This window comes from Thioclava sp. NS-SX20, from assembly GCF_057380695.1.
This window is the reverse complement of record NZ_JBXXRY010000003.1, coordinates 1-19537: the sequence shown is the minus strand read 5'-3', so window position 1 is coordinate 19537 and position 19537 is coordinate 1. Positions and strand designations below refer to the sequence as shown.

The 19537-nt window shown below is 63.1% G+C and carries 17 protein-coding genes; 4 read left to right on the top strand and 13 right to left on the bottom strand.

Annotation, left to right across the window (positions count from 1 at the left end):
• Positions 1 to 231 precede the first annotated feature (231 nt).
• The 4 genes from AC2ISB_RS15880 (at position 232) to AC2ISB_RS15865 (ending at position 5019) form a co-directional block, all read left to right on the top strand.
• Entirely contained in the window at positions 232 to 1101 is an 870-nt protein-coding gene (locus AC2ISB_RS15880; RefSeq protein ID WP_330647218.1) for a tetratricopeptide repeat protein, read from the top strand.
• Between the two features lie 147 nt (positions 1102 to 1248).
• Positions 1249 to 1734 carry a DUF1036 domain-containing protein gene (locus AC2ISB_RS15875; RefSeq protein ID WP_486577188.1) on the top strand — a complete coding sequence of 162 codons (486 nt, stop codon included), beginning with the start codon at positions 1249 to 1251 and terminating at the stop codon, positions 1732 to 1734.
• Positions 1735 to 1795: 61 nt separating this feature from the next.
• Entirely contained in the window at positions 1796 to 3079 is a 1284-nt protein-coding gene (locus AC2ISB_RS15870; protein WP_486577187.1) for a peptidoglycan-binding domain-containing protein, read from the top strand.
• Positions 3076 to 5019, top strand: a complete 1944-nt coding sequence (locus tag AC2ISB_RS15865; RefSeq protein ID WP_486577186.1) for a lysozyme family protein — start codon at positions 3076 to 3078, stop codon at positions 5017 to 5019. Before AC2ISB_RS15870 ends, AC2ISB_RS15865 begins: the two co-directional genes overlap by 4 nt.
• Positions 5020 to 5025: 6 nt before the next feature.
• On the opposite strand, the gene AC2ISB_RS15860 is transcribed toward AC2ISB_RS15865, so the two are convergent.
• The 13 genes from AC2ISB_RS15860 to AC2ISB_RS15800 all read right to left on the bottom strand — a co-directional run bounded on the left by AC2ISB_RS15860 (position 5026) and on the right by AC2ISB_RS15800 (position 19445).
• On the bottom strand, positions 5026 to 5679 hold the full coding sequence (locus AC2ISB_RS15860) for a lysozyme family protein (RefSeq protein WP_330647221.1): 654 nt from the start codon (positions 5677 to 5679) through the stop codon (positions 5026 to 5028).
• A gap of 92 nt (positions 5680 to 5771) precedes the next feature.
• Positions 5772 to 6170, bottom strand: coding sequence for a lysozyme inhibitor LprI family protein (locus AC2ISB_RS15855; RefSeq protein WP_486577185.1), 399 nt, complete (start codon positions 6168 to 6170; stop codon positions 5772 to 5774).
• On the bottom strand, positions 6157 to 8865 hold the full coding sequence (gene tssH, locus AC2ISB_RS15850) for a type VI secretion system ATPase TssH (RefSeq protein WP_486577183.1): 2709 nt from the start codon (positions 8863 to 8865) through the stop codon (positions 6157 to 6159). Before tssH ends, AC2ISB_RS15855 begins: the two co-directional genes overlap by 14 nt.
• 48 nt (positions 8866 to 8913) lie before the next feature.
• The gene (gene tssG / locus AC2ISB_RS15845) at positions 8914 to 10011 is read right to left on the bottom strand and encodes a type VI secretion system baseplate subunit TssG (protein WP_341485913.1); all 1098 of its coding nucleotides are present in this window, start codon (positions 10009 to 10011) and stop codon (positions 8914 to 8916) included.
• On the bottom strand, positions 10008 to 11936 hold the full coding sequence (tssF, locus tag AC2ISB_RS15840; protein ID WP_486577182.1) for a type VI secretion system baseplate subunit TssF: 1929 nt from the start codon (positions 11934 to 11936) through the stop codon (positions 10008 to 10010). Before tssF ends, tssG begins: the two co-directional genes overlap by 4 nt.
• Entirely contained in the window at positions 11933 to 12526 is a 594-nt protein-coding gene (gene tssE / locus AC2ISB_RS15835; RefSeq protein ID WP_330647226.1) for a type VI secretion system baseplate subunit TssE, read from the bottom strand. The genes tssF and tssE overlap by 4 nt, the downstream gene beginning before the upstream one ends.
• A gap of 117 nt (positions 12527 to 12643) precedes the next feature.
• Positions 12644 to 13141 (bottom strand): Hcp family type VI secretion system effector, encoded by a 498-nt coding sequence (locus AC2ISB_RS15830; protein ID WP_330647227.1) that lies wholly within the window; start codon positions 13139 to 13141, stop codon positions 12644 to 12646.
• 54 nt (positions 13142 to 13195) lie between these two features.
• Positions 13196 to 14689 carry a type VI secretion system contractile sheath large subunit gene (gene tssC / locus AC2ISB_RS15825; RefSeq protein WP_330647228.1) on the bottom strand — a complete coding sequence of 498 codons (1494 nt, stop codon included), beginning with the start codon at positions 14687 to 14689 and terminating at the stop codon, positions 13196 to 13198.
• Entirely contained in the window at positions 14686 to 15228 is a 543-nt protein-coding gene (tssB, locus tag AC2ISB_RS15820; protein ID WP_330647229.1) for a type VI secretion system contractile sheath small subunit, read from the bottom strand. The genes tssC and tssB overlap by 4 nt, the downstream gene beginning before the upstream one ends.
• Positions 15229 to 15357: 129 nt before the next feature.
• Positions 15358 to 16698 (bottom strand): type VI secretion system protein TssA, encoded by a 1341-nt coding sequence (locus tag AC2ISB_RS15815; protein ID WP_486577181.1) that lies wholly within the window; start codon positions 16696 to 16698, stop codon positions 15358 to 15360.
• Between the two features lie 48 nt (positions 16699 to 16746).
• Positions 16747 to 18030: a type VI secretion system-associated FHA domain protein TagH gene (gene tagH / locus AC2ISB_RS15810; protein WP_486577180.1), complete on the bottom strand. Its 1284-nt coding sequence runs from the start codon at positions 18028 to 18030 to the stop codon at positions 16747 to 16749.
• A 60-nt stretch (positions 18031 to 18090) separates the two neighbouring features.
• Positions 18091 to 18696: a DUF6931 family protein gene (locus AC2ISB_RS15805; RefSeq protein ID WP_339109783.1), complete on the bottom strand. Its 606-nt coding sequence runs from the start codon at positions 18694 to 18696 to the stop codon at positions 18091 to 18093.
• A gap of 173 nt (positions 18697 to 18869) precedes the next feature.
• Complete coding sequence (locus AC2ISB_RS15800) at positions 18870 to 19445, bottom strand: exonuclease domain-containing protein (protein ID WP_486577179.1); 576 nt, start codon at positions 19443 to 19445, stop codon at positions 18870 to 18872.
• Positions 19446 to 19537 lie beyond the last annotated feature (92 nt).

Below are 19537 nucleotides of genomic sequence, written 5' to 3'. Positions count from 1 at the left end.
CCTCTCTTATTAATGATCGACCGTGTACGGCAAGCCCCAAGTTCTAATAAATGCTGAATATCTCTGCCTGTGAGATAAATCGTGTCCGGTTATACCACCTCGACCCGGCGCGCGTCCCGAAAGTCGGGATGCGAATTGCCGCAAGAAGCTGTTTTACGGGCTTGCATGAACGGGCCTGTGGCTCTAGCGATGGGCCAATCATCATTAGACCTATTTAATCAGGATCAGATCATGCGCTTGTCCCCTATTGTTCTTCTTTCGCTTTGCGCCCTGCCCCTGTCGCTTCCGGCAACATCCATTCCGGCGCTGGCCCAGCAAACCCAGACCGCCCCGACAGATGACCCTCTTGCACCGGCAGTGGCCGCGCTTGACAAGGGCGATGTGAAAGCGGCCGCGAAAGGCTTCGAAGACGCGTGGAATGCCGGCAATGCCGATGCAGGGTTCTATCTGGGCCGGTTCTACGAATTGGGTCTGGGCACCGCCAAGAACCCCGCCCGCGCGACCGAATTCTATCGCGCCGCTGCCGAGAAGGGGTCCGCCGAGGCCCAGAACCGTCTGGGCCTGATGTATCTCGACGGGCGCGGCGTGGTGCGCGATTACAAAGAGGGCGCAAGGCTGGTCTGCGCGGCCGCCGACCAAGGCGATGCGAATGGCGCGTTCAATTGCGGTGTCGTCTATATGAACGGGCGCGGCATGGCCAAGGATGAGGCCAAAGCCGTGGCAGAATGGACCAAAGCCGCCGATCAGGGCCATATCGCGGCCCGCAACCTTCTGGGCCTTGCGCTGAAAAACGGCACCGGCATCAAGGCCGATCCCGCCAAGGCCGTGGCGCTGTTCCAGAAGACCGCCGATCAGGGCAATGCGCTGGGGCTGTACGAGATGGCGCTGGCCTATCAGAGCGGCACCGGCATCACCGAAGATCTGGGCGAGGCCTATGTCTACGCCAATCTGGCAGCCGCACGGAACCATCCCGACGCAGCGAAGCTGCGTGACCAGCTGGAAGAAAAGCTCTCGGCAGAAGATCTTGCCAAGGCGCAGGAAGAGGCCCGCACCAAGATGGACGCCCTGCGCGCAGGCACCGCGGCCAAAGCCAATCCCTGAGCCGCGCGCCAGATCAGGAAAACACATGGGCTTACCACAGGCCCATGTGCTATGCTTTGGGATATGATGACCCCCGGAGGCCGTGACGTGAAAGCCCGTGCTTTCCCTTCCCGCGCCTGCGCCGCGACTGCCCGCATGGAGTGCGACATGACCGCCGCCGCGATACAGCAGCCCCGCTTCCGCTTCCGCTTGCGCCCTTGCGCGGGCAGTTGGCTGGTGGCAGGGCTTCTGGCGGGCGCAATCGGGGGGCTTGCCGCAGACAGGAGCGCGGCACAGACCGAACCGGCGGGCTTCCGGCTGTGCAATGAAACACTGGATGTCTTCAGCGCGGCATTCGGCCAGTCCCGCGACGATCTCTTTGAAACGAAAGGCTGGTGGGTGATCGGGCCGGGCCAATGCGCGCAGCTGACCGACCAGCCGTTACATGCGCGGTTTGTCTATGTGCTGGCCACCGACCCGTTCGGAAAGGTGCTGGTCGAGGGAGCCACCCCGATGTGCGCCGCACCGCAACAATTCGACATCCGCGGTGAGAGCGACTGCCTTGCACGGGGCTATCTCGAAGCGCGCTATCTGGAAGTCGATACGAAAGAGGAAAGAGGCTTTACGCTCTCTGTCTATCCCGATGCGCCGTAATCGCCCTATCGACACGCCCCCCGAGAAAGAAGCGGCGCGCAGGCTGCCGGACGGCCCCAGCTTGGTTATGACATGCCTGGGGGTGGGCTTGGCTTCGGGCTTCGGCCTTGGTGCAGGACAGGCAATGGCACAGGACGCCCCCGCCGAAATCTGGGATGCGCTGGTGGTCGACCTGACGCAAAACGGGGCGGGTCAGCCCCAGAGTGCCGCGCAGGCCCTGACCACTGCCGGTGCCACCCGCACAACCGTGGCCCGCGCGCCGGATCAGGCGGCAATCGCCACAGCGCTGGGGCAGGCGCATCAGGCAGGGCGCGGAATGGTGGTGGCAGTCTATGGCGATATGGCACAAAGCGGCGCGCGGCTGACCGAAAGCGCCCTGCGCAACCTGATCATCCAGAGTGGCCTGTCACAGACCGTGCTGCTGAGCGGTAATTGTGCGCAGGCCTCCGGTGCCCCTGCCGCTCCGCGCACCCTGCCACGATCGGACCGGATCCGGCTGATTGCCAGCGCCGCGCCGGGCGAGACCTGCCCCGACGGCGGAGACCGGCTGTTTGCGCGGCTGCAACAGGCCGGTGATCTGGCCTCCGCACAACCGGTTTCGGCCTATTTCGCGGGCTTCTGGAGCGATGCGGCCCCCGATGCGCCGGATCTGATGCTGACACCGGTTGCCCAAACGGCCCCTGCTACGGTGCAGATCTCGGCTCCGGCCCCCGAGGACAGCAGCGCCGCCCCCCTGCCCGCCGCATTCCGTTACGCCCCCCCGCAAGGCGCGGATCTGACGCAGGTGCCCGACGAGACACTGGCCGCCATTCCAACCGCAAAAGGTCTGCCCCAGCCTTCGGTCATTCTGGGGCTGATCGGCCCTGCCTTCCTGACACCCACGCCCGAAGATGGCACCCAAGCGCGGGATCTCGCCAGCCGGATCGCCCTGCGTCAGGACAATCCCGAGACCTATCGGGCGCTGGTTAATGAAGGTGCCTTCGACCCGCCTGCCGCACAGATGGCCCGCGCGATCCAGACCGAACTCGCACGCATGGGCTGTTACCGTCAAAGCATCGATGGCAAATGGGGTGCGGGCTCGCGCGCGGCCGTGCGCGGCTATTTCAACGAGCGTGACGACACAAGCGAAGCCGTCACCGAAGACGCCGCAGCCGCCCTCTATCGCCAGATCATTCTGGCCCCCGATGTGGCCTGCCCCGCGCCGAAAACCATCGTCCGGGAAGAGACACCGCGCACATCGCCCGTCCGCCAAACGCCCCAGCGCACCGCGCCCCCGCCTGTCGCGCCGAAAGAAGATACACCCGTCATCAAGAAGCTGCGGCTGATGAACGGGGTGTACAAATGAGCCCTAAAGACGGGATCGACCCCGCGTTCCGTGCCGCAAATGCGCGCGCGCGCGCGCGCCGGCGCGCACGGATTGCACGGCGTCTGCTCCTTGGCGCAGCCGCTCTGGCGCTTGGGGCCGGTGCGCTGGCATGGTGGTGGCAGCCTTCCCCCGAGACGCGCCAGACTGCACCCCTTGAGGGGCCCGCACCCCCCCGCACCCTTACGGCACAAACGGGCGCGATTTCGGAAGATCAGGATCTGGCGATGGTCGAAGACCCGCCCGCCCCGCCTGACACAACCACCAAACCCGACCCGTTCGTGGCGCTGTTGAACCTGCCACGCGATCCGCTGATGCTATGGCTGCCGCAACCCGATGCGCAGACCGAGCGCACCCTTGCCACGCGGGCCGAGGACGGCCTGCCAGCCGCGCGGTTGCAAGGAGGCTCGGCGCTGCATCTGTCGCAGGCGCGGCTGGCGGTCGATAGTGACCGGCTCCAGCTCAACCCGCCCTCCAGCCCCGAAGATTTCGCCCTGTATCAGGCCCGCCGCAACCGTGCGCTGGCCCAAAGACGCTCTGCCCCCTTCCGGCCCGCCGCCAACCGTTTGGCCATCATTGCCCGTCCGCAGGCACAACGCCGCGCGCTGTTTCAGGACCAGATCCTGCTGGCACGGCGCGAGGCATCGGGGGCGGGTTTGCTGGAACAGGCGGGGTTTTCGCAGGCCGGTGCACAAGCCGTCATGCGCCAGCTTGCACCGCTCTCCACCGCACGGACAGACGCAGCGCCCGACACAGGGAGCGACGCAAATACCGGCGCAAAGACATCTGCGCTGCCGGCAAAATCGGTCATGGCGCTGCGGCTGGAACCTTCGACAGCCACAACCAAGGCCAACCAGCTTCGGCAGGTCTCGCTTTATGGCCCCGAAGGGTATCGCGGCAGTCTGGCACAGGTCGGGTCTGGCAGATGGGTCCGCGCGGCCAATCCGTGGGACGGCATGGAGCTGCCCGCACGCGCGGCCAAAGCCTTCCGCACGGAAAACGCCCCGCCGCTTTTGCTGGATGCGCTTTACACAACCGCATTGCAAAGCGGGTTGTCCCAAAGCGTGGCGGGCAATCTGGTGGCCATGGTGGCGCAGCGCTTCAGTCTGGACAGGCGCGCCCAGCCCGAGGAGAAGATCACACTGCTAAGGGTGACGGGTGCGGCAGAACAGGGGGGCGCGCTGGGGCAGATCCTTTATGTCGGGCTGCCTGCCGAAACCGCCGGCCACGCGCCGCGCCAGTGCTATGTTGTCGAAGAGGCGGGCGAATGGGCCTGTGCCGGTGCCGCCACCCCCTTGGCAAACGGGGCCCTGCCGACTGCCGGAACGGACCCGTCCGCAAGCGGCCCTGCGGACGAGGATGATCAGGCGATCCGGACCCTGATCGCCCGCATCATCCATGTCGAAAGCGGCGGGCAGGCCAATGCGCGCAATCCGCGGTCCAGCGCGCTTGGTCCGGGGCAGTTCATCATCTCGACATGGCTGCGGATGATTTCGCAATATCACCCCGAACTGATGCAAACCCTGACCCGCGACGAGGTGCTGGCGCTGCGCACCGATCCGGTTCTGTCCGTCGAGATGGTCTATGCCCTGACCCGCGAGAACCGCCGTTATCTGGCCGCAAACCGCATTCCGATCACAGCGGGACGGCTGTATCTGGCGCATTTTCTGGGGCCGCAGGGCGCGGTACAGGCGCTGCGGGCCGATCCCGATGCGCTGGTGAGTACGGTGATGGGGGCGAATGTCGTGTCGGCCAACCCGTTCCTGACAGGCCGCAGCATAGCCGACCTGCAGATCTGGGCGGAACGCAAGGTTGGCGGAAAAAGCACGGCATCGCTGCCGCTGGCCAGCACACAAAGCCCCGCCACCCGCGCCTATCGCCGCGCCATCGACACGATACTGGCGCGGGCAGACGCGGGCTGAGCGACCTCAGGCCGCGACCTTGGCGGCCTTCATCGCCTTTTCCATGAAGGTCTTACGGCGTTGGAAACGGTCTTGCGGCACGCCCAGCCAGTTCATCCGTTTCACGATCTCCGCCCCGAACGCCGCCAGATCGTTAGCAGCCACATGCTTTTGCAGGAATTTGCGTGATCTGGGATCATAATCCCCGCGGAATTTCAGATCGACCAGCATCTCCTTGATGGCCCCATGCAGCTTGCCCCAATTAACCGCGCCATAGGTGGCGACCGTGTCGGCCTTGCTACAGATGCGCATCACAACAGCTTCTGTCTCGGCATAGCTGATATCAAACAGAACCTTCTGGCCCTGCTGGGAAATCTCGAATTTCTCCAGCTTGTTATCGGTGATGAATTTCTCGGCCTGCGCGCCCGATTTTCCCGCAGCCCCCGCGATAAGCGTGGCGTTTTCGGTGCTGACACCTGCGCGCTTCAGATCGGCCATGATCTTCGTTTTGGTCTTTTCTTTCATGTCATAGCCGCGCCCGATCGTAAGGCCCGACGCACTGCTGGGCACATGCAGCCTGCGCGAATGGTAATAGCCCCCCTCGGTGCCTTCGGAATTCCATGTCAGCGACCCTTTGGTCGGCGCGATCTGCACATTGGAAAGCGGTTGAACATCAGCCATAAAGAAATCCTTGTTTGTAAAGTAAAAGGGGAAAAGACGCCCCGCGCGCCGGAGGAAGATCCCCACCCCTATCACGCGCGCAGCGCATCACATCAGGGCGCCTCGACCATATCGGTCAGGAAGGCCGTGCGTGCCTCGGTCATCTTGATGCGGCAAGAGGCCACAAACACACCATAGCCCGAGCCACCGCGCGAATAGTAATTTTCCAGCGCACATTGCTGGTCACGATAGGCCAGCCAGCCGGGTTCGGCGACTTCCAGCATTGCCGCCAGTCCCGGCTCCTCGGCATTGTTGTTTTCCAGTGCCTTCGTATAGGCCGCCTGCAGCTTGGCCTCGGCCTCGGTCAGGGCTTTGTCATAGCACTGGTTCATCTCGACCTGCGTCTTGGCGCTGGCACAGTCTTCGTCGACATCGGCATGCGCCGCGACCGGCCCCATGAGCGGCAGCGCCAGAAGCGCCGTCATCATCAGCCAAGAACTAGGCAATTTCATATGCAAAGGCTCCGTCTTTCATCGCGATGGTCACGCGGGAAATATCCTCGCCCGAAACCATCCGGCGCAGCACCTCGCGCGAGAGTTCGGGCAAAATCGTGTTGGTGATGATATTGTCGATCATCCGCCCGCCCGAATCCGGGTCACGGCATTCCGAGACAATATGCGCGATCACGTCACCGGTATAGGACAGCTCTGCATCATGGGCGGATTTCAGCCGTTTTTCAACCGCTTGCAGCTTGAGCTTGGTGATGCCACCCAGCACCTCCTGCGAGAGCGGCAGATAGGGGATGGTCACGATGCGGCCCAGAAGCGCAGGCGGGAAGACCGTCAGCTGATGCGGGCGCAGGGCCTCGGTTACCTGATCGAGGTCAGGGATTTTGCGCCCCTCATCGGCCATCTCCATGATCACCTCGGTGCCGACATTCGAGGTCAGCAGGATCAGCGTATTGCGGAAATTGATCGCACGGCCATTGCCGTCTTCCATCACGCCCTTGTCGAACACTTGGAAGAACAGCTCATGCACATCGGGGTGGGCCTTCTCGATCTCGTCAAGCAGCACCACCGAATAGGGCTTGCGGCGCACGGCCTCCGTCAGCCGGCCACCCTCGCCATAGCCCACATATCCGGGAGGCGCGCCTTTGAGCAGGCTGACCGTATGGGCCTCCTGAAATTCGGACATATTGATGGTGATCATGTTCTGCGCGCCACCGTAAAGCGCCTCGGCCAGCGCCACGGCGGTTTCGGTTTTACCGACCCCCGAGGGGCCTGCCAGCATGAAGACCCCCAGCGGCTTTTCGGGGTTGGCAAGCCCTGCCCGCGCGGTCTCGATCCGGCGGGCGATGGCGCCCAAAGCGTGGTCCTGCCCGATCACGCGGTCCTTCAGCGTGTCCTGCAGCGTCAGCACGGCCTCCAGCTGGTCGCGCACCATGCGCCCCGTCGGGATGCCCGTCCAGTCAGAGACCACCTGCGCCACGGTCTGCGCATCGACATGGGCAAAAACCATGCGGTTTTCGGGGTCTTCGGCCTCAAGCTCGGCCAGCTGCGCCAGCATATCGGCCCGCAGTTGGGCGGGGTCGTCCTGTACCTGCGGCGCATCCGTTTGAGCGGCCGGCCCCTCCGCCGCTTCGGCGGGTTCCAGAACCGGCTCGGGGGCAGGTGCGCCTTCCGCAATCTTCGCCCGTAGCGCAATGATCTGGTCCACAAGCTTTTTCTGCGTGGCAAAACGCGCCTCTAGCGTGGCAAGGCTTGCCTCGGCCTCGGCACGTTCGGCCTGCGCCTCGGCAATGCGGGCCGAGCCATCCTCGCCCAGATCACCCGAGGCCTCTTTCGCGCCGATCTCGGTGTCCAGCGCGCGGATCTTGGCCTGAAGATCGGCAATACGCGCAGGCGTCGAGGCCTGCGAGACGGCCACCCGCGCACAGGCGGTATCCAAAAGCGACACGGCTTTATCGGGCAGCTGACGCGCAGGGATATAGCGCTGCGACAGTTCGACGGCAGCCACCACCGCCTCGTCGGAAATACGCACGCCATGATGGCTTTCCATCGGTGCCAGCACGCCGCGCAACATGGTGCAGCAGGTGGCGACGTCGGGCTCGTCCACCGTCACCGGCTGGAAGCGGCGGGTCAGCGCGGGGTCTTTCTCGAAATACTGGCGGTATTCGGCCCAAGTGGTGGCGGCAATCGTGCGCAGGGTGCCGCGCGCCAGCGCCGGTTTCAGCAGGTTGGCCGCATCGCCGGTGCCCGCCTGCCCGCCTGCGCCGATCAGCGTATGGGCCTCGTCGATAAAGAGGATGATCGGCACGGGCGAGGCCTGCACCTCGTCGATCACCGCCTTCAGGCGCTGCTCGAATTCGCCCTTCATCGAGGCGCCCGCCTGCATCGCCTGAATATCCAGCATGTAAAGCCGCGTGCCCTTCAGCGCGGGCGGCACCTCGCCGCGTGCCAGTGCCTGCGCGAAACCTTCCACCACGGCGGTCTTGCCCACACCGGCCTCGCCGGTCAGGATCGGGTTGTTCTGGCGGCGGCGCAACAGCGCATCGGTGATCTGGCGGATCTCGTCATCGCGGCCCACCACCGGATCAAGACGCCCCGCTTCCGCCTCTGCCGTCAGATCCTGCGCAAAACGCCCCAAAGCCGTCTGCCCCTTGCCCGAGGCGGTCGAGGCTGCATCGCCGCCTGCCACCAGCCCCGAGCCGTCCATCGGGCGCATGTCCTCTTCATCCGAACCGGCCCAGAGGCTGCGCGCCTCGGAAGCCACCTGCTCGGGCGGGATCTGCGCAAAGACCGACGACAGCGAGATCAACTGCCGTTTCAGCGTGGGGTCCGACAAAAGGGCCACCAGCACATGGCCGGTGCGGATCTGCGCCTCGGCGAAAAACAGTGTCGCATAGGTCCAAGCATGGTTCAGCGCATCGGCCAGAAATTCCGAAATCCCCGGAATGGTGGTCACATTGCGGTCCATCTCGGACAGGATCCGGTCGAGGTCCTTGAGCGCGCGCCCACGATCCAGCCCCAAACCCGTCAGCGTCAGGGACAGATCGCTTTGCTGGTTGGACAGCGAGGCAAAGACCCAATGTGCCAGATCGACATGGCGATGCCCTTCCGAACGCGCCTGCCGCATCCCTTGCAAGAAGGCATCATAGCCCACGCGGTTCATCTTGCCGGCATAGGTTTCAATGGTGATTTCTGTCATCAAAAGGGCTTTCGTCTGGAACTGGAAATGTAAGAAAGGGGGCGCGGCCTATGCCGCGATCCCTTGGGGTCGGGGCGGCGTCTGATCGCCGTCGGGAAGGCTGAGCGTGTAGCGCGTGGCATGGACCTGCTGCTCGGGACGGCCCGGATCGGGGGCGATGCACGCCATCCAGCCGATCCGCGTCGACTGCCCCAGCACCGCAGGCATGATCTGCGGTTTGGGCAACCAGAGCGCCACATCCACCTCGGTCACAACGCCCAGATACCAGCGCACGAGGTCACGCAACTCGGCATGCCCCTGTGCGCCGGGCAACATATGGTTGAACTGCACCATATCCGGCACATGCAGATGGATGGTGATCTTCTCTCCGATCGAGCGCACCTGCGCCCCCAGATGCAGATTGCGCCCGAGCCCCGCACATTGCAGCCCCAGCGCACTACGCGCCTCGGGTTCGATGCGCAGCCATGTCGGCACCATCTCTTCAACCTCGACACGCAGGCCCGCGCCGAAATGCACCGACAGCATCTGGCGCAGCTTGACGGGGCTTTTCACACGCCCGATCGCAAAAGGCGCAAGATAGGCACGGCTGGTGGCGGGCAGCGCCTGATCGGGGTAGCTGTCGGGGGTCGCGGTGCCGGTAAAGGCCTGCAGGAACGCGGTAAATCTGTCGTCGCGATGATCGAACTGGGTGATCGCGCGCGCATCCGACCAGACGCGGAAAAACAGCTCCTGAAAGCGGGCCGCGAAAATATCGGTAAAGGCGGCAAAACTGCCATCGCCGCTTTCGAACCAGCGCAGCACCTCTTCGGTCCAGTTCAGCGGCAGCGCCCCGAAGGCCCCGAAGAACCCCAGAAACTGCGCCCGCACCGAGGGCACCTGCCCGCGCTCGCCCATCCGCGCCAGATCCTGCGCGGGGAAGCTCAGGAACGGGTCCTGCCCCAGCCGCACAAGCGACTGTTTGAGCCGCGTATTCCGCCCGATACGGGGCCGACCTGCGGGGGCCTCGCGCTCGATCCGGCGCAGCGCCGCCAGCAATCCCCTGCCCACCGCCCGCGCCATTTCACCCTCGCGGCGTGCCAGCACGGTGCTGGCCTGCGACACCGCACTGCGCGTGGGGTCCAGAACAGGGGCGGTCTCGGCGCTCACAATAAGGGCCCCCGTCCGGTGCGCGGGGGGAAGGTCAGGATGTGACCGCGCTGGCGGGTCTCGATCCTGACTTGGGTGAAGGCATTGACCGCCGCATATTCGGCCAGAAACCGGTCCAGCACCGCGCCAATCAGAATGGGACCGGAGCCTTCGTAATCATCGTCATTGAAGGTCAGCGTGACTTCCAGTCCCCGCGCGGCATGGAAGCCATCGGCCATCGCCACGGTGCGGGTAATCGGGCGTGTGGCAAGATGGGTCACCCCTGCCACGGCGGCCCGTGCGGCCGGATCGGCATGATTGGCAAACACCGACAGGATCTCGCGCAGCGCCGCCGCCCCATCCTCGCGCCCCTGCCCGCTCAGCCCGAACTGGTTGAGCGACAGGAAAGAGATCAGCCGCCAGTAGACATGCCCCTCCTGACCGCGCACCCCCGCCAGCGTCGCGTCCTGCGCCAGCGGATAGCGCGGCGCCGACGGGCCCGAGCGCACGCCCAAGGTGACGGACTGGTCATCGTTCAGCGTAAAATCATCACGGCTTTCGGCAATCGGCAGGCTTTCGGCCAGATGGCGGTTCGAGGCCAAAGCCTTGACCTGCAGGCGCTGCACCTCTTCCTGTCCGGGCGGTTCATAGATCGAGATGAAGGTCTCGGTCCCGCGATACTGCGACCGCTGCATCCCCAGACGGCGTTCCTTCGCCGTCAGGCGGCGCTGTTTACGGCGGGAGGTGTAGTAATAGCTCTGGCGCGGGTCGGTGCCGCCTTCGGGCTGTGCGTAAAGCGGCAGCACATCGGCCTTGCTTTGCAGGCTGGCAAAATGCGCCTGCACCCCCGTAATCGCATGGATCTCGTAATGCGTCATCGGCGTCGAATTGGGCATGACGACAAATTCGCTATGGCGCTCGTCCACCCGCACGGTCGAGGCCATTTCCTCGAAGAGATTCACCGCAGGCACGCAATGCAGCGCCAGATCGCGCCGCCCCAGCCGTTGGGCAAGACGGCCATTGGGCTGGTCGAATTCGAAGATCACCTGAAGCTCCGAGCCCGGCAGACGCTTGAGATAGGCCGCCAGCCCCGTAAGGCGCAGATTGAGGAATTTACGCGGAAAAATGAAGAACTCGCGCAGCAGCGCATAGCCGTCAAAAAGGCGGTCATGATGCGGCAGCAGCCGTTCGTCCAGATCGAAGCCCCCCTGCTCCAGCGCCTCTTTCGGCAGGCGGGCAAAGCAGGCATCGCCGTTGCCATCAAGCCAGCGCAGGCTGATGCGGGTCGTATCGGCCAGAAGCTGTTCATAAAGCGCGCAGGCCTCGGCCATCGGGCCGGTCAGATGCAGGTCCAGCCGGTCCATCGCAAGTTCCGCCAAAGGCGCGGAGCCGTCCGTCAGACCATTCGTGCCAACCCGCGCCAGATCCAGCACAAGCCCCGCACGGGTGTCGGAATGCGGCTCCTGCCCCAAGGCTCCGATCGGCCCTGCCCCGCCGTGATAGGTCACTCCCGTCAGGGCGATCGGCCAGATGGTCAGCGGCGCGGCCAGCATGAAGCGGCAGGCAATGCGACGGTCGGCATCACGGAAGCGGGCATCCATATAGGCCCCGGGCGCAAAGCGCAGCCCCTCGGTAATCGCCGAAGCATCCGCGGGAATGCTGGCCTCGGCCAGCAGCACCGAGGGCACAGGGGCCAGCGCCTGCGGGAAAATCTGCTCCAGCAGCGTTTCGGTGAATGTCTTGAACTCTTCATCGATCTTCAGCTGCACCCGTGCCGCCAAAAAGGCAGAGCCTTCCAGCAGCCCCGCAACCGTCGGGTCCAGATTTTCGGCCAGCAGGCCGCCCAGGCGGTCCGCAAGACCGGGATAATCGGCGGCAAACTCCGCCGTGCGTTCCTTCAGCAGCGCCAGTTCGCGGTTATAGGCGTCACGGAACGCGCGGTTCATGCTTTCACCCTGAGCGTCGACATCTTCATATTGCCCGATCCGAGATCGACCTCGGCATCGAAATCGACCGGAATATCGACAGGATCCCCCGCCATCTCGGCCTCAACCGAAATGGACAGCCGCTGGCGGGCATTGCCATCGGGCTCCACCACGCGCACATGCAGGCTTTCGGCCAGAAGGCGCGGCTCGTGGCGCAGAAGGCTTTCACGAATGGATTGCACAAGATCCTGCCGCTGCAATTCGGCCAGCGACACGGAAGACAGGTCGCGAAACCCGTAATTCAGGATCGAATCGGCCACATAGGGGGCGTCGTCCAGATCCTGTGCGGCATCCAGACGGATCGTGTTGAGAAGCGCGTCGAGATCGCTTTTGAGATGGCGACGCAACTGATCGGCAGACACCCCTTCGCGGCGGGGCTTCGAACGCTGGGTCACCTCAACCTCGCCGCCCTGCGCCGGACCGTTGGCACGACGGGCATCATGTTCCTCGAAGGCCGAGCGGAACACCTGAAAGATCGAGATTTTGGCGCGTTCATGTCCGTTCCAGTGTTTGAAACCGGATTTCGGCTGCGCTGGATCACGGGCGGCCATCACACGTCCCCTTCGCACAGTCCGGCCCACCCCAGAAGGCCTGCCAGAGCGTCAGAAAGCGGAAGCCGGACAAGCCGGCTCCCGCAGTGATCTGGATCACAGATCCGAATGGGCGGATTAGGCCGACCACTCGATGTTTTCTGCGATTTCCCAACCGGCTGCGCTTTCCGGACCTGCGCCACCATCTTCTTCCTGCATGGTGTAGGTCACTTGGAAGGCGCGGAAGTTCAGGGTCAGCGTCTCTTGAACGCGGTCCAGACCATCCTTGGTGCCACCGGTGAGGTAGGACGTGATCATCACGTCTTTGAGGTCGATTTTCAGGTAGTCCACCGGTGCGGTGCCGCCCGATTTACGCACGACCAGCTGACCGCCGGTGATGTGCTCGCCCGAGCAGCAGCGCTTGATCAGGTCGTGGGTTGCCGCATCGACGTATTTGGTGATGGTAATGTCTTGAACATCGACTTTACCGCCGCCGCCACCGTGGCCTTGGTGGGTGGTGCCGGATTGGCTCAGGCCCCAGTTCCACGACAGGACGTCGATCCAGTCTTTGTGTTTGTCATCATGGGACTCGCCCTTGATGTTGTTTTCGAGTTTCAAAAAGCAATCAATTGCCATAGCGCGGTCTCCTAGTTTGCTGCGCTTTCAGAAAAACTTGGTTTTGTGCGATGCTTACTTCCCTGCCGGCAGCTTCGATACCAGCGACATGCCGATATCCATGCCTTCCAGCTGGAAGTGAGGCCGAAGGTAGAACTTACCCTGGTAATAGCCGGGGTTGAGCTCGTCTTCGACGACCTCCACCTTTGCACCTGCCAGCGGTTTACGGGCTTTTTCAAGCTCGCTCGCGCTTTCAGGATTGCCCGAAACATATTTGTTGATCCAGGCCTGCAGCTGTTTTTGCAGCTGAAGCTGGTCGGGGCTTGTCCCGATTTTATCGCGCACCATCACCTTCAGGTAATGGCTAAACCGAGACACAGCAAAGATGTAGGGAATGCGCGAAGACATATTGTCGGAGGCCGTTGCAAGGTCATCGACATAGGTCTTCGGACGATAGAGCGATTGCGCACCGATAAAGGCGGCCTTGTCGGTATGCTGACGATGGATCAGCCCGATCAGACCGGCTTTCGACAGCTCGCCCTCGCGACGATCGGTGATCGACACTTCGGTCGGACATTTCATGTCCTTCGAGCCGTCCCCGGTGTCAAACAGATGGGTCGGCAGGTTTGCCACTTCGCCACCCGAAGTCACACCACGAATACGCACCGTCCAACCGTATTCCTTGAAGGCGCGGTTGATATTGGTCGCCATCGCATGGGCCGCGTTCATCCAGGCATATTTCTTGCCGTCATGACCGTCAGTTTCTTCTTCGAAATTGAACTCTTCAACAACTGAATTGGAGTTCGGGCCATAGGGCTCGCGCGCCAGAACACGGGGGGCCACCAGCGCGAGAAAGCGCGAATTCTCGCTGTCACGCAGGCTGTTCCACTGTGCATATTCGGGGGTCTCGAAGACCTCGGACAGATCCGGCGGGGTGCCGATCTCGTTCCAGCTATCAAGACCCAGAAGCTCGGGGGCCGTGCCAGAGATGAAGGGCGCAAGGGCGGCCTCCGAAATCTTGCCCAGCGAATTGAGCAGATTCACATCCGGCGAGGAATGATCGAAGTAGTAATCCCCGATCAGACAGCCGAAGGGCTTGCCGCCCAGCGTGCCGAGATTTTGCTCGTAAACCGCATTGAACAGCGGCGACTTGTCCCATTTTGCACCCGGATAGCGGCGCATCATCGCCTGCAGTTCCGGTTTGGACATGTTCAGAACCTTCACCCGCAGCGAGGCATCGGTTTCGGAGTTATTGACCGTATAGGCCAGACCGCGCCATGCGGACTCGATCTTCTGGAACTCTTCCGCATGCATGATCTCGTTGACCTGATTGCTCAGCTGCTCGTCGAGCTTGGCAATCATCGCATCCAGCGTATCAACCACATCTTCCGAGATCAGATCCTGCGAAAGAAGCGCCTCACGCGCAAGCGCACCCACTGCATTATCCACCTCGCGCGCGGCCACTTCGCTGCGCGGTTTGATGGTCTGCTTGAGGATGTCGGAGAACTCCGAGAGCTCGTCAAGAGCTGCGGCGGGCTGGCCGCCTTGGGCCTGAAGGGAATCAGTCATTGCGCGTCATCTCCGGATTTTGCGTCCGCTTCGGCAGCCTCGCGCTCTGCACGATCTGCCAGCGCGGCCAGAAGTTCGGGGTCTTCGAGAAGGCGCTGGATATGCTCTTGCGCCTTGGGTTTCGCGGCAAGATAGCGCTGCAGGTTGGCCAGTTGCTCGCGCGCCTGCAACAGCTTGTTCAGTGCCGGAACCTGACGGGCGATCGCAGCCGGTTCGAGATCGTCCATTTTCTCGAATTGCAGATTTACGCCCATACGGTCGGTGGAGTTCGGGTCCAGAGTGTTTTTGACGACGAAGCTGACGCCCGGTTTGACCGAACCCATATAGTCATCAAGCGTCGCGCTGGTCACATCCGAGAAGCCACGATCTTCAACAGCAGGTTTTTCCACGCCGGGATTGTTGCCTGACAGATCAGACATCACCCCCATGACAAACGGCAACTCGACCATTTTCTCGCTGTCGTAGGGATCCTGATACTGAATTTGAACGCGCGGCGGACGGTTGCGCTTTACAAAATTGGAACCAGAATCTGAAGCCATGGAAAACCAACTCCTTGATAATTAATTAATGTAGTGAGTAAGAACCCCGAGAGGCGTTTCTTGTCAATCTCTGTTTAGGCAGACAGCATGAAGTTTCTGCGAAAAATTTGATTTGAAACGTATAATTTCCTACCCGTCTGCTTTTTTCGTTAGAAATTCCTTCAGGATTCCCTGAAAGTCCCGTCCTATATAGCTTGCCGCTCGGGCAAGGAGTAGGGGCACGGGGCTCGATTTTTCGCTTCGGCGGAAATACGCCTCGACCGCCGCAATGGCTTCGGCGGCTTTCTGCCCATCCAGGATATCGGCCACGGCAGGCAGGGGCGGCTTTTTCTCGGCCACCGCCGCCTCGGGCAATGTGGCGCTGAGTTTTTGCAGCCTTGCACTATCGAGCACGAAGCCCGTTGCCGGACCAAAATCGATATGCGCCTCGGACAGACGGTTGGGCATCAGGGTCTCGATGGCCTCCAGAAGCGATTTCCCGATCAGCAACCGCGCCTGCGTTACCAGAACCAGCGCCGCCGATGAGGGTTCGGACTGGCGGTAATATTGCTCGACCTTCTCGAGAACCGCCCGCGCATGGTCATGGCTTTCCACCCGTGGCCCCGCCGCAGGGTTGACGGGCGCGGACGGAACCGGTTGTGGTGCCGGATCGGCGATCTCCGGCGCGGGCTCCGCTGCCGCCTGCGCGATGTCCTGATCGGCGCGGCGCACCATTCCCGGACGGGCATGGGCCAGAACATCGTAAATCTGCGTCAGCACCGCCGTCAGCGGCGTTAATCCCAGCGTGATCGGATGGCTGCCGCGCAGGCTGGCCGCGCTGATTTCCGCAATGGCGGCCAACACCCGATCCACGGCATCCGCGATTTTTTCGACGCGCGAGGCCTGACCGGCATCGGCCAGCAGCGATGTCATGGCCTCGCCATCCAGATCCTGTTCGTTCTGCAACGCGGTCAGCTCTCCCGAGGCCACGCGCAACTTGCGCAAAGTGACCTCGGTCGAGCCGGTCAGACCGGCAAATTGCAGCGCCTGCACCATCGTCACCGGCGCCGCCAGATCATTCAGCGCCTCGCGCCGTTCGCTTGGCCCGTCCTGCATCGAGGGGTGCAGATCGTCGCCGAAAGTCTTCATCAGGGCGGCGATTGTCTCGAAGGTCTCGGGCAGATCCAGCAAACGACCGGCCAGCGCCTGCCATTGCACGCGCAGCACCAGAAGCCGCAGGTCGCGGCTGCGCGCCAGCAATGTGTCGATCTGTTTCAGCTCGGCGGCCAGATCCACTTCCGAGGGGTCGAAAACCCGATCCGGCGACAAACTGCCATCGGGCCGCGAGACACCGGGCACAAAGTAACGATCTGGCAACCGGCCAAGCGCGCCGAAATAATACTCGTCGTAATCCGGATCCATCAACGCGCTCAGATCGGCACCGCAAGGGGCCTCTGCACTGACGGGGGTCAGCAGCTTTTCCATATTCATGATCGCTCTCCCAGAATAGAGTTGCGGACCGGATGGCCAAGACCCGCCTTAGCCATGATCGCTATGAGCCTGCGCATAGGCCTGCGCGAAAGCCTCCAGAAAGACATCCAGCATTCCGTTCTCGCCACTTGCCGCACGTTTGTCCCAGCGGGACACATATTCATCCCATGCCCGTCCCTTGCGCGCCCCCGGCAGGATGCCCCCCTGCAATCCCTCTTCCACCTCTTCGGGCGAGAGATCCTTGAGCACGGCGCTCAGCGCGGGCTGCAAGGCCGCAAAAATGGCCTGCTGGTGGCGCTGGATATCCCGCAGCGCCGCCCCCACACCTTCGGCACCGCTCTGGAAACCGTCACGCGGCTGCAAGAAGAGCGCCGTCACCGCCTCATCCACATTCGGGATGAATTTCAGCGGGTTATTCCCGCTTGCGGCACGCATGGTGCGCTCTCCGGAGCGGGTGAACTGTTTGACATGCGCGCGTTCGCGCAAAATGGCCATGATCAGCGCGGTCGACACCTGACTGGCCTCGCCAAGGCTGCGCGCCAAGGCCAGCGGATCGGTTGTTTTGGCAAGCTCCGGGTCAAGCCCTGCGCCTTCGCAGAAGGCCTGCAGAATATCCTGCCCCTGATCGCGGGGCGGCGCTTCGGCACTGCGCTGCGGCACGAAAGGCCGCGGTTCGGGCGCATTGGGCGGGCCACCCTGCGGACCGGCACCGGACATGAATTCCGGTGGCGAAAGCGGCGGGATCGGATCGGGGCGCGGTGCCGCCCCCTCCGGGCCTTGCGGGAAGGCCGGCATGGGCATGGGCGCGGGCCAGCCTTGCGGCTGCGCCTGCGGTGCAGGAGACGCGAGCGGCACGAAGCCGCCCAGAGACTGGTCGATATCGCCCGAACGCGATGCGGGCGCCAAAGGCGTGGCCGCAACGGCCGGTGCGAAACCGAAATCCCAAGGGTCATCCGGCGCCGGCGCTGCGGGGTCGGCGGCGGGCATCGCATGGCCCGTAGAGGGCGGCAGCGCTGCGCCCTGTTCCTGCACCACGATGACATAGCGCCCGACCAGAAAGCGCTCGCCTGCCCGTAGCGGGTGCGGTGCCTGCAGACGATGCGACTGCCCCTGCAGATAGGTGCCGTTGGTGGACATGTCGATCAGCCAATACTGCCCGTTTTCCATCCGCAACGTGAAGTGATGGCCGGAAATCAGGCGCGAGGGGTCGGGCAGCACCCAATCCATCGCATTGCGCCGCCCCACATGCAGCTCGCGGCCATCCAGCGGCAGGGAAACCGGTCCGCCAGTGTCAAGATGATCGACATTCTCGAGAGTTAGGATCAGGGTCATCGGGTTTGAACAGCTTTAACAAAACAGGGGCGAGAGACGGACAGGGGCCGGGCCATGGCGTCAATGTGCCGCAAAAAGGCGCGCGGCCTCGTCAATGATCTTCGCAAGCAGGATCGGGCGGTCGCGCAGATCCTGCATGGCAACGGCAGACAGGATGGCGGCATTGATCGCCTGCGGCATCCGGTGGCTGGGGACGGGGGCCGGATCATTGGGCGCAATGGCACCGCCCGACCAGCCGACAGCCAGACCCAGATAGACCGCCGGACTACGCACCGGCGCAAAAAGCGCGCTTTGCATCACCCGCCAGCGGTTGGTCGCATCCGAAGAGCGCGTCCAATCGGCCACCAGCGCCAGAATGGCGCGGTCCGGCGCGGTGGGCTCGGGCAGGGTCCGGCGCAGGCACTCATAGGCCCACCAGACCACCAGATGGGGCACCGCCGCAAACGCCGTATAAATCACGGCCTCTTCCGGCGTGGTGGAGCCGCGCAGCCGCAACAGGAAATTCAATCCGGTTTCCTCGGCTCCGGGCCGAAGCTGGGTCATCCGTGTAAGATAGGGTTCGGCCCCGTAGAGTTCGGCAGGGGTATCAAAACGCAAGAAACGGATGGGCGGCTGGGTTTTATCCGACATTTCGTCTTCAGAACGGAACGGTTCGGGCAGATCCATCGGGGTATCCATCAAATCCAAGGCAACCGGACCTGCACCACAACAGGACCAGACGGCCACCTCTCAATAAAGCCTAGCAATCGCCGCGAACCCTAAAAGCAAGCTCGCCACATAGCAAGTGCCCCCGACGGCCGTCGCGTACCCCGCGACACAGCGCCCCGCCCCCGCGCGGATCATCCCGCCATGACCGGCGTCTTGGCTTCGGCATGCAAAACCACCAGAGCCGCCGCCCGTGCATCCTCGCCCGCATCGTGATGCACGAAACTCAGCCCCAGATGGTCTTTCAGCGAGGCAAGCCCGTGCCCGCCGCCCCGTCCCTTGAGCTGCGGCCAGGCCTTACGCGCCACGATCACACTGTCGCGCCATTCCCAATCAGGCGCGGGCAACTGCGCCTGCAGACTGGCCCGCCCGATGGCACTCCGGTCGAAACCGGAATGCTGATAGATCACAAGCCCCTGTAACGCGGGTCGCAAGATCTCGATCACCTGCGCGAAAGACGGCGCCCCGAGAACGGTCTGGGCCGTAATCCCGTGCACCCAGCTGCACGACCAGTCCGCCGTTGCCGGATCGATATAACAGGACCATGTCTCGATCTTATTGGCAGGGGCCACACCCGGATGCACGAAGGCCAGCCCGATCTGGCAGATACTGCTGCGATCACGGTTCGCCGTCTCTACATCCAGAGCGACAAAACGGAAACCGCCCTGCGGCAAGGGCGGCATGAAGGGATCTGATGGGACATGTGTCATAACCGCCTTAGAACCCATAAAATCCAAGCGCGCAAGCATGGGCGGCATGGCTCCCGCCATACGGGAATTCCCGAAAGACCCGAAATAACGTG

Excerpts from the sequence above, each read along its gene's own strand:
- tssH (WP_486577183.1), bottom strand. The coding sequence starts at position 8,865 with ATGACAGAAATCACCATTGAAACCTATGCCGGCAAGATGAACCGCGTG.
- AC2ISB_RS15855 (WP_486577185.1), bottom strand. The coding sequence starts at position 6,170 with ATGAAATTGCCTAGTTCTTGGCTGATGATGACGGCGCTTCTGGCGCTG.
- AC2ISB_RS15875 (WP_486577188.1), top strand. The coding sequence starts at position 1,249 with ATGACCGCCGCCGCGATACAGCAGCCCCGCTTCCGCTTCCGCTTGCGC.
- tssE (WP_330647226.1), bottom strand. The coding sequence starts at position 12,526 with ATGGCCGCCCGTGATCCAGCGCAGCCGAAATCCGGTTTCAAACACTGG.
- AC2ISB_RS15815 (WP_486577181.1), bottom strand. The coding sequence starts at position 16,698 with ATGAATATGGAAAAGCTGCTGACCCCCGTCAGTGCAGAGGCCCCTTGC.
- tssB (WP_330647229.1), bottom strand. The coding sequence starts at position 15,228 with ATGGCTTCAGATTCTGGTTCCAATTTTGTAAAGCGCAACCGTCCGCCG.
- AC2ISB_RS15800 (WP_486577179.1), bottom strand. The coding sequence starts at position 19,445 with ATGACACATGTCCCATCAGATCCCTTCATGCCGCCCTTGCCGCAGGGC.
- AC2ISB_RS15805 (WP_339109783.1), bottom strand. The coding sequence starts at position 18,696 with ATGGATCTGCCCGAACCGTTCCGTTCTGAAGACGAAATGTCGGATAAA.
- tagH (WP_486577180.1), bottom strand. The coding sequence starts at position 18,030 with ATGACCCTGATCCTAACTCTCGAGAATGTCGATCATCTTGACACTGGC.
- AC2ISB_RS15880 (WP_330647218.1), top strand. The coding sequence starts at position 232 with ATGCGCTTGTCCCCTATTGTTCTTCTTTCGCTTTGCGCCCTGCCCCTG.
- AC2ISB_RS15865 (WP_486577186.1), top strand. The coding sequence starts at position 3,076 with ATGAGCCCTAAAGACGGGATCGACCCCGCGTTCCGTGCCGCAAATGCG.
- tssC (WP_330647228.1), bottom strand. The coding sequence starts at position 14,689 with ATGACTGATTCCCTTCAGGCCCAAGGCGGCCAGCCCGCCGCAGCTCTT.
- AC2ISB_RS15830 (WP_330647227.1), bottom strand. The coding sequence starts at position 13,141 with ATGGCAATTGATTGCTTTTTGAAACTCGAAAACAACATCAAGGGCGAG.
- tssF (WP_486577182.1), bottom strand. The coding sequence starts at position 11,936 with ATGAACCGCGCGTTCCGTGACGCCTATAACCGCGAACTGGCGCTGCTG.
- AC2ISB_RS15860 (WP_330647221.1), bottom strand. The coding sequence starts at position 5,679 with ATGGCTGATGTTCAACCGCTTTCCAATGTGCAGATCGCGCCGACCAAA.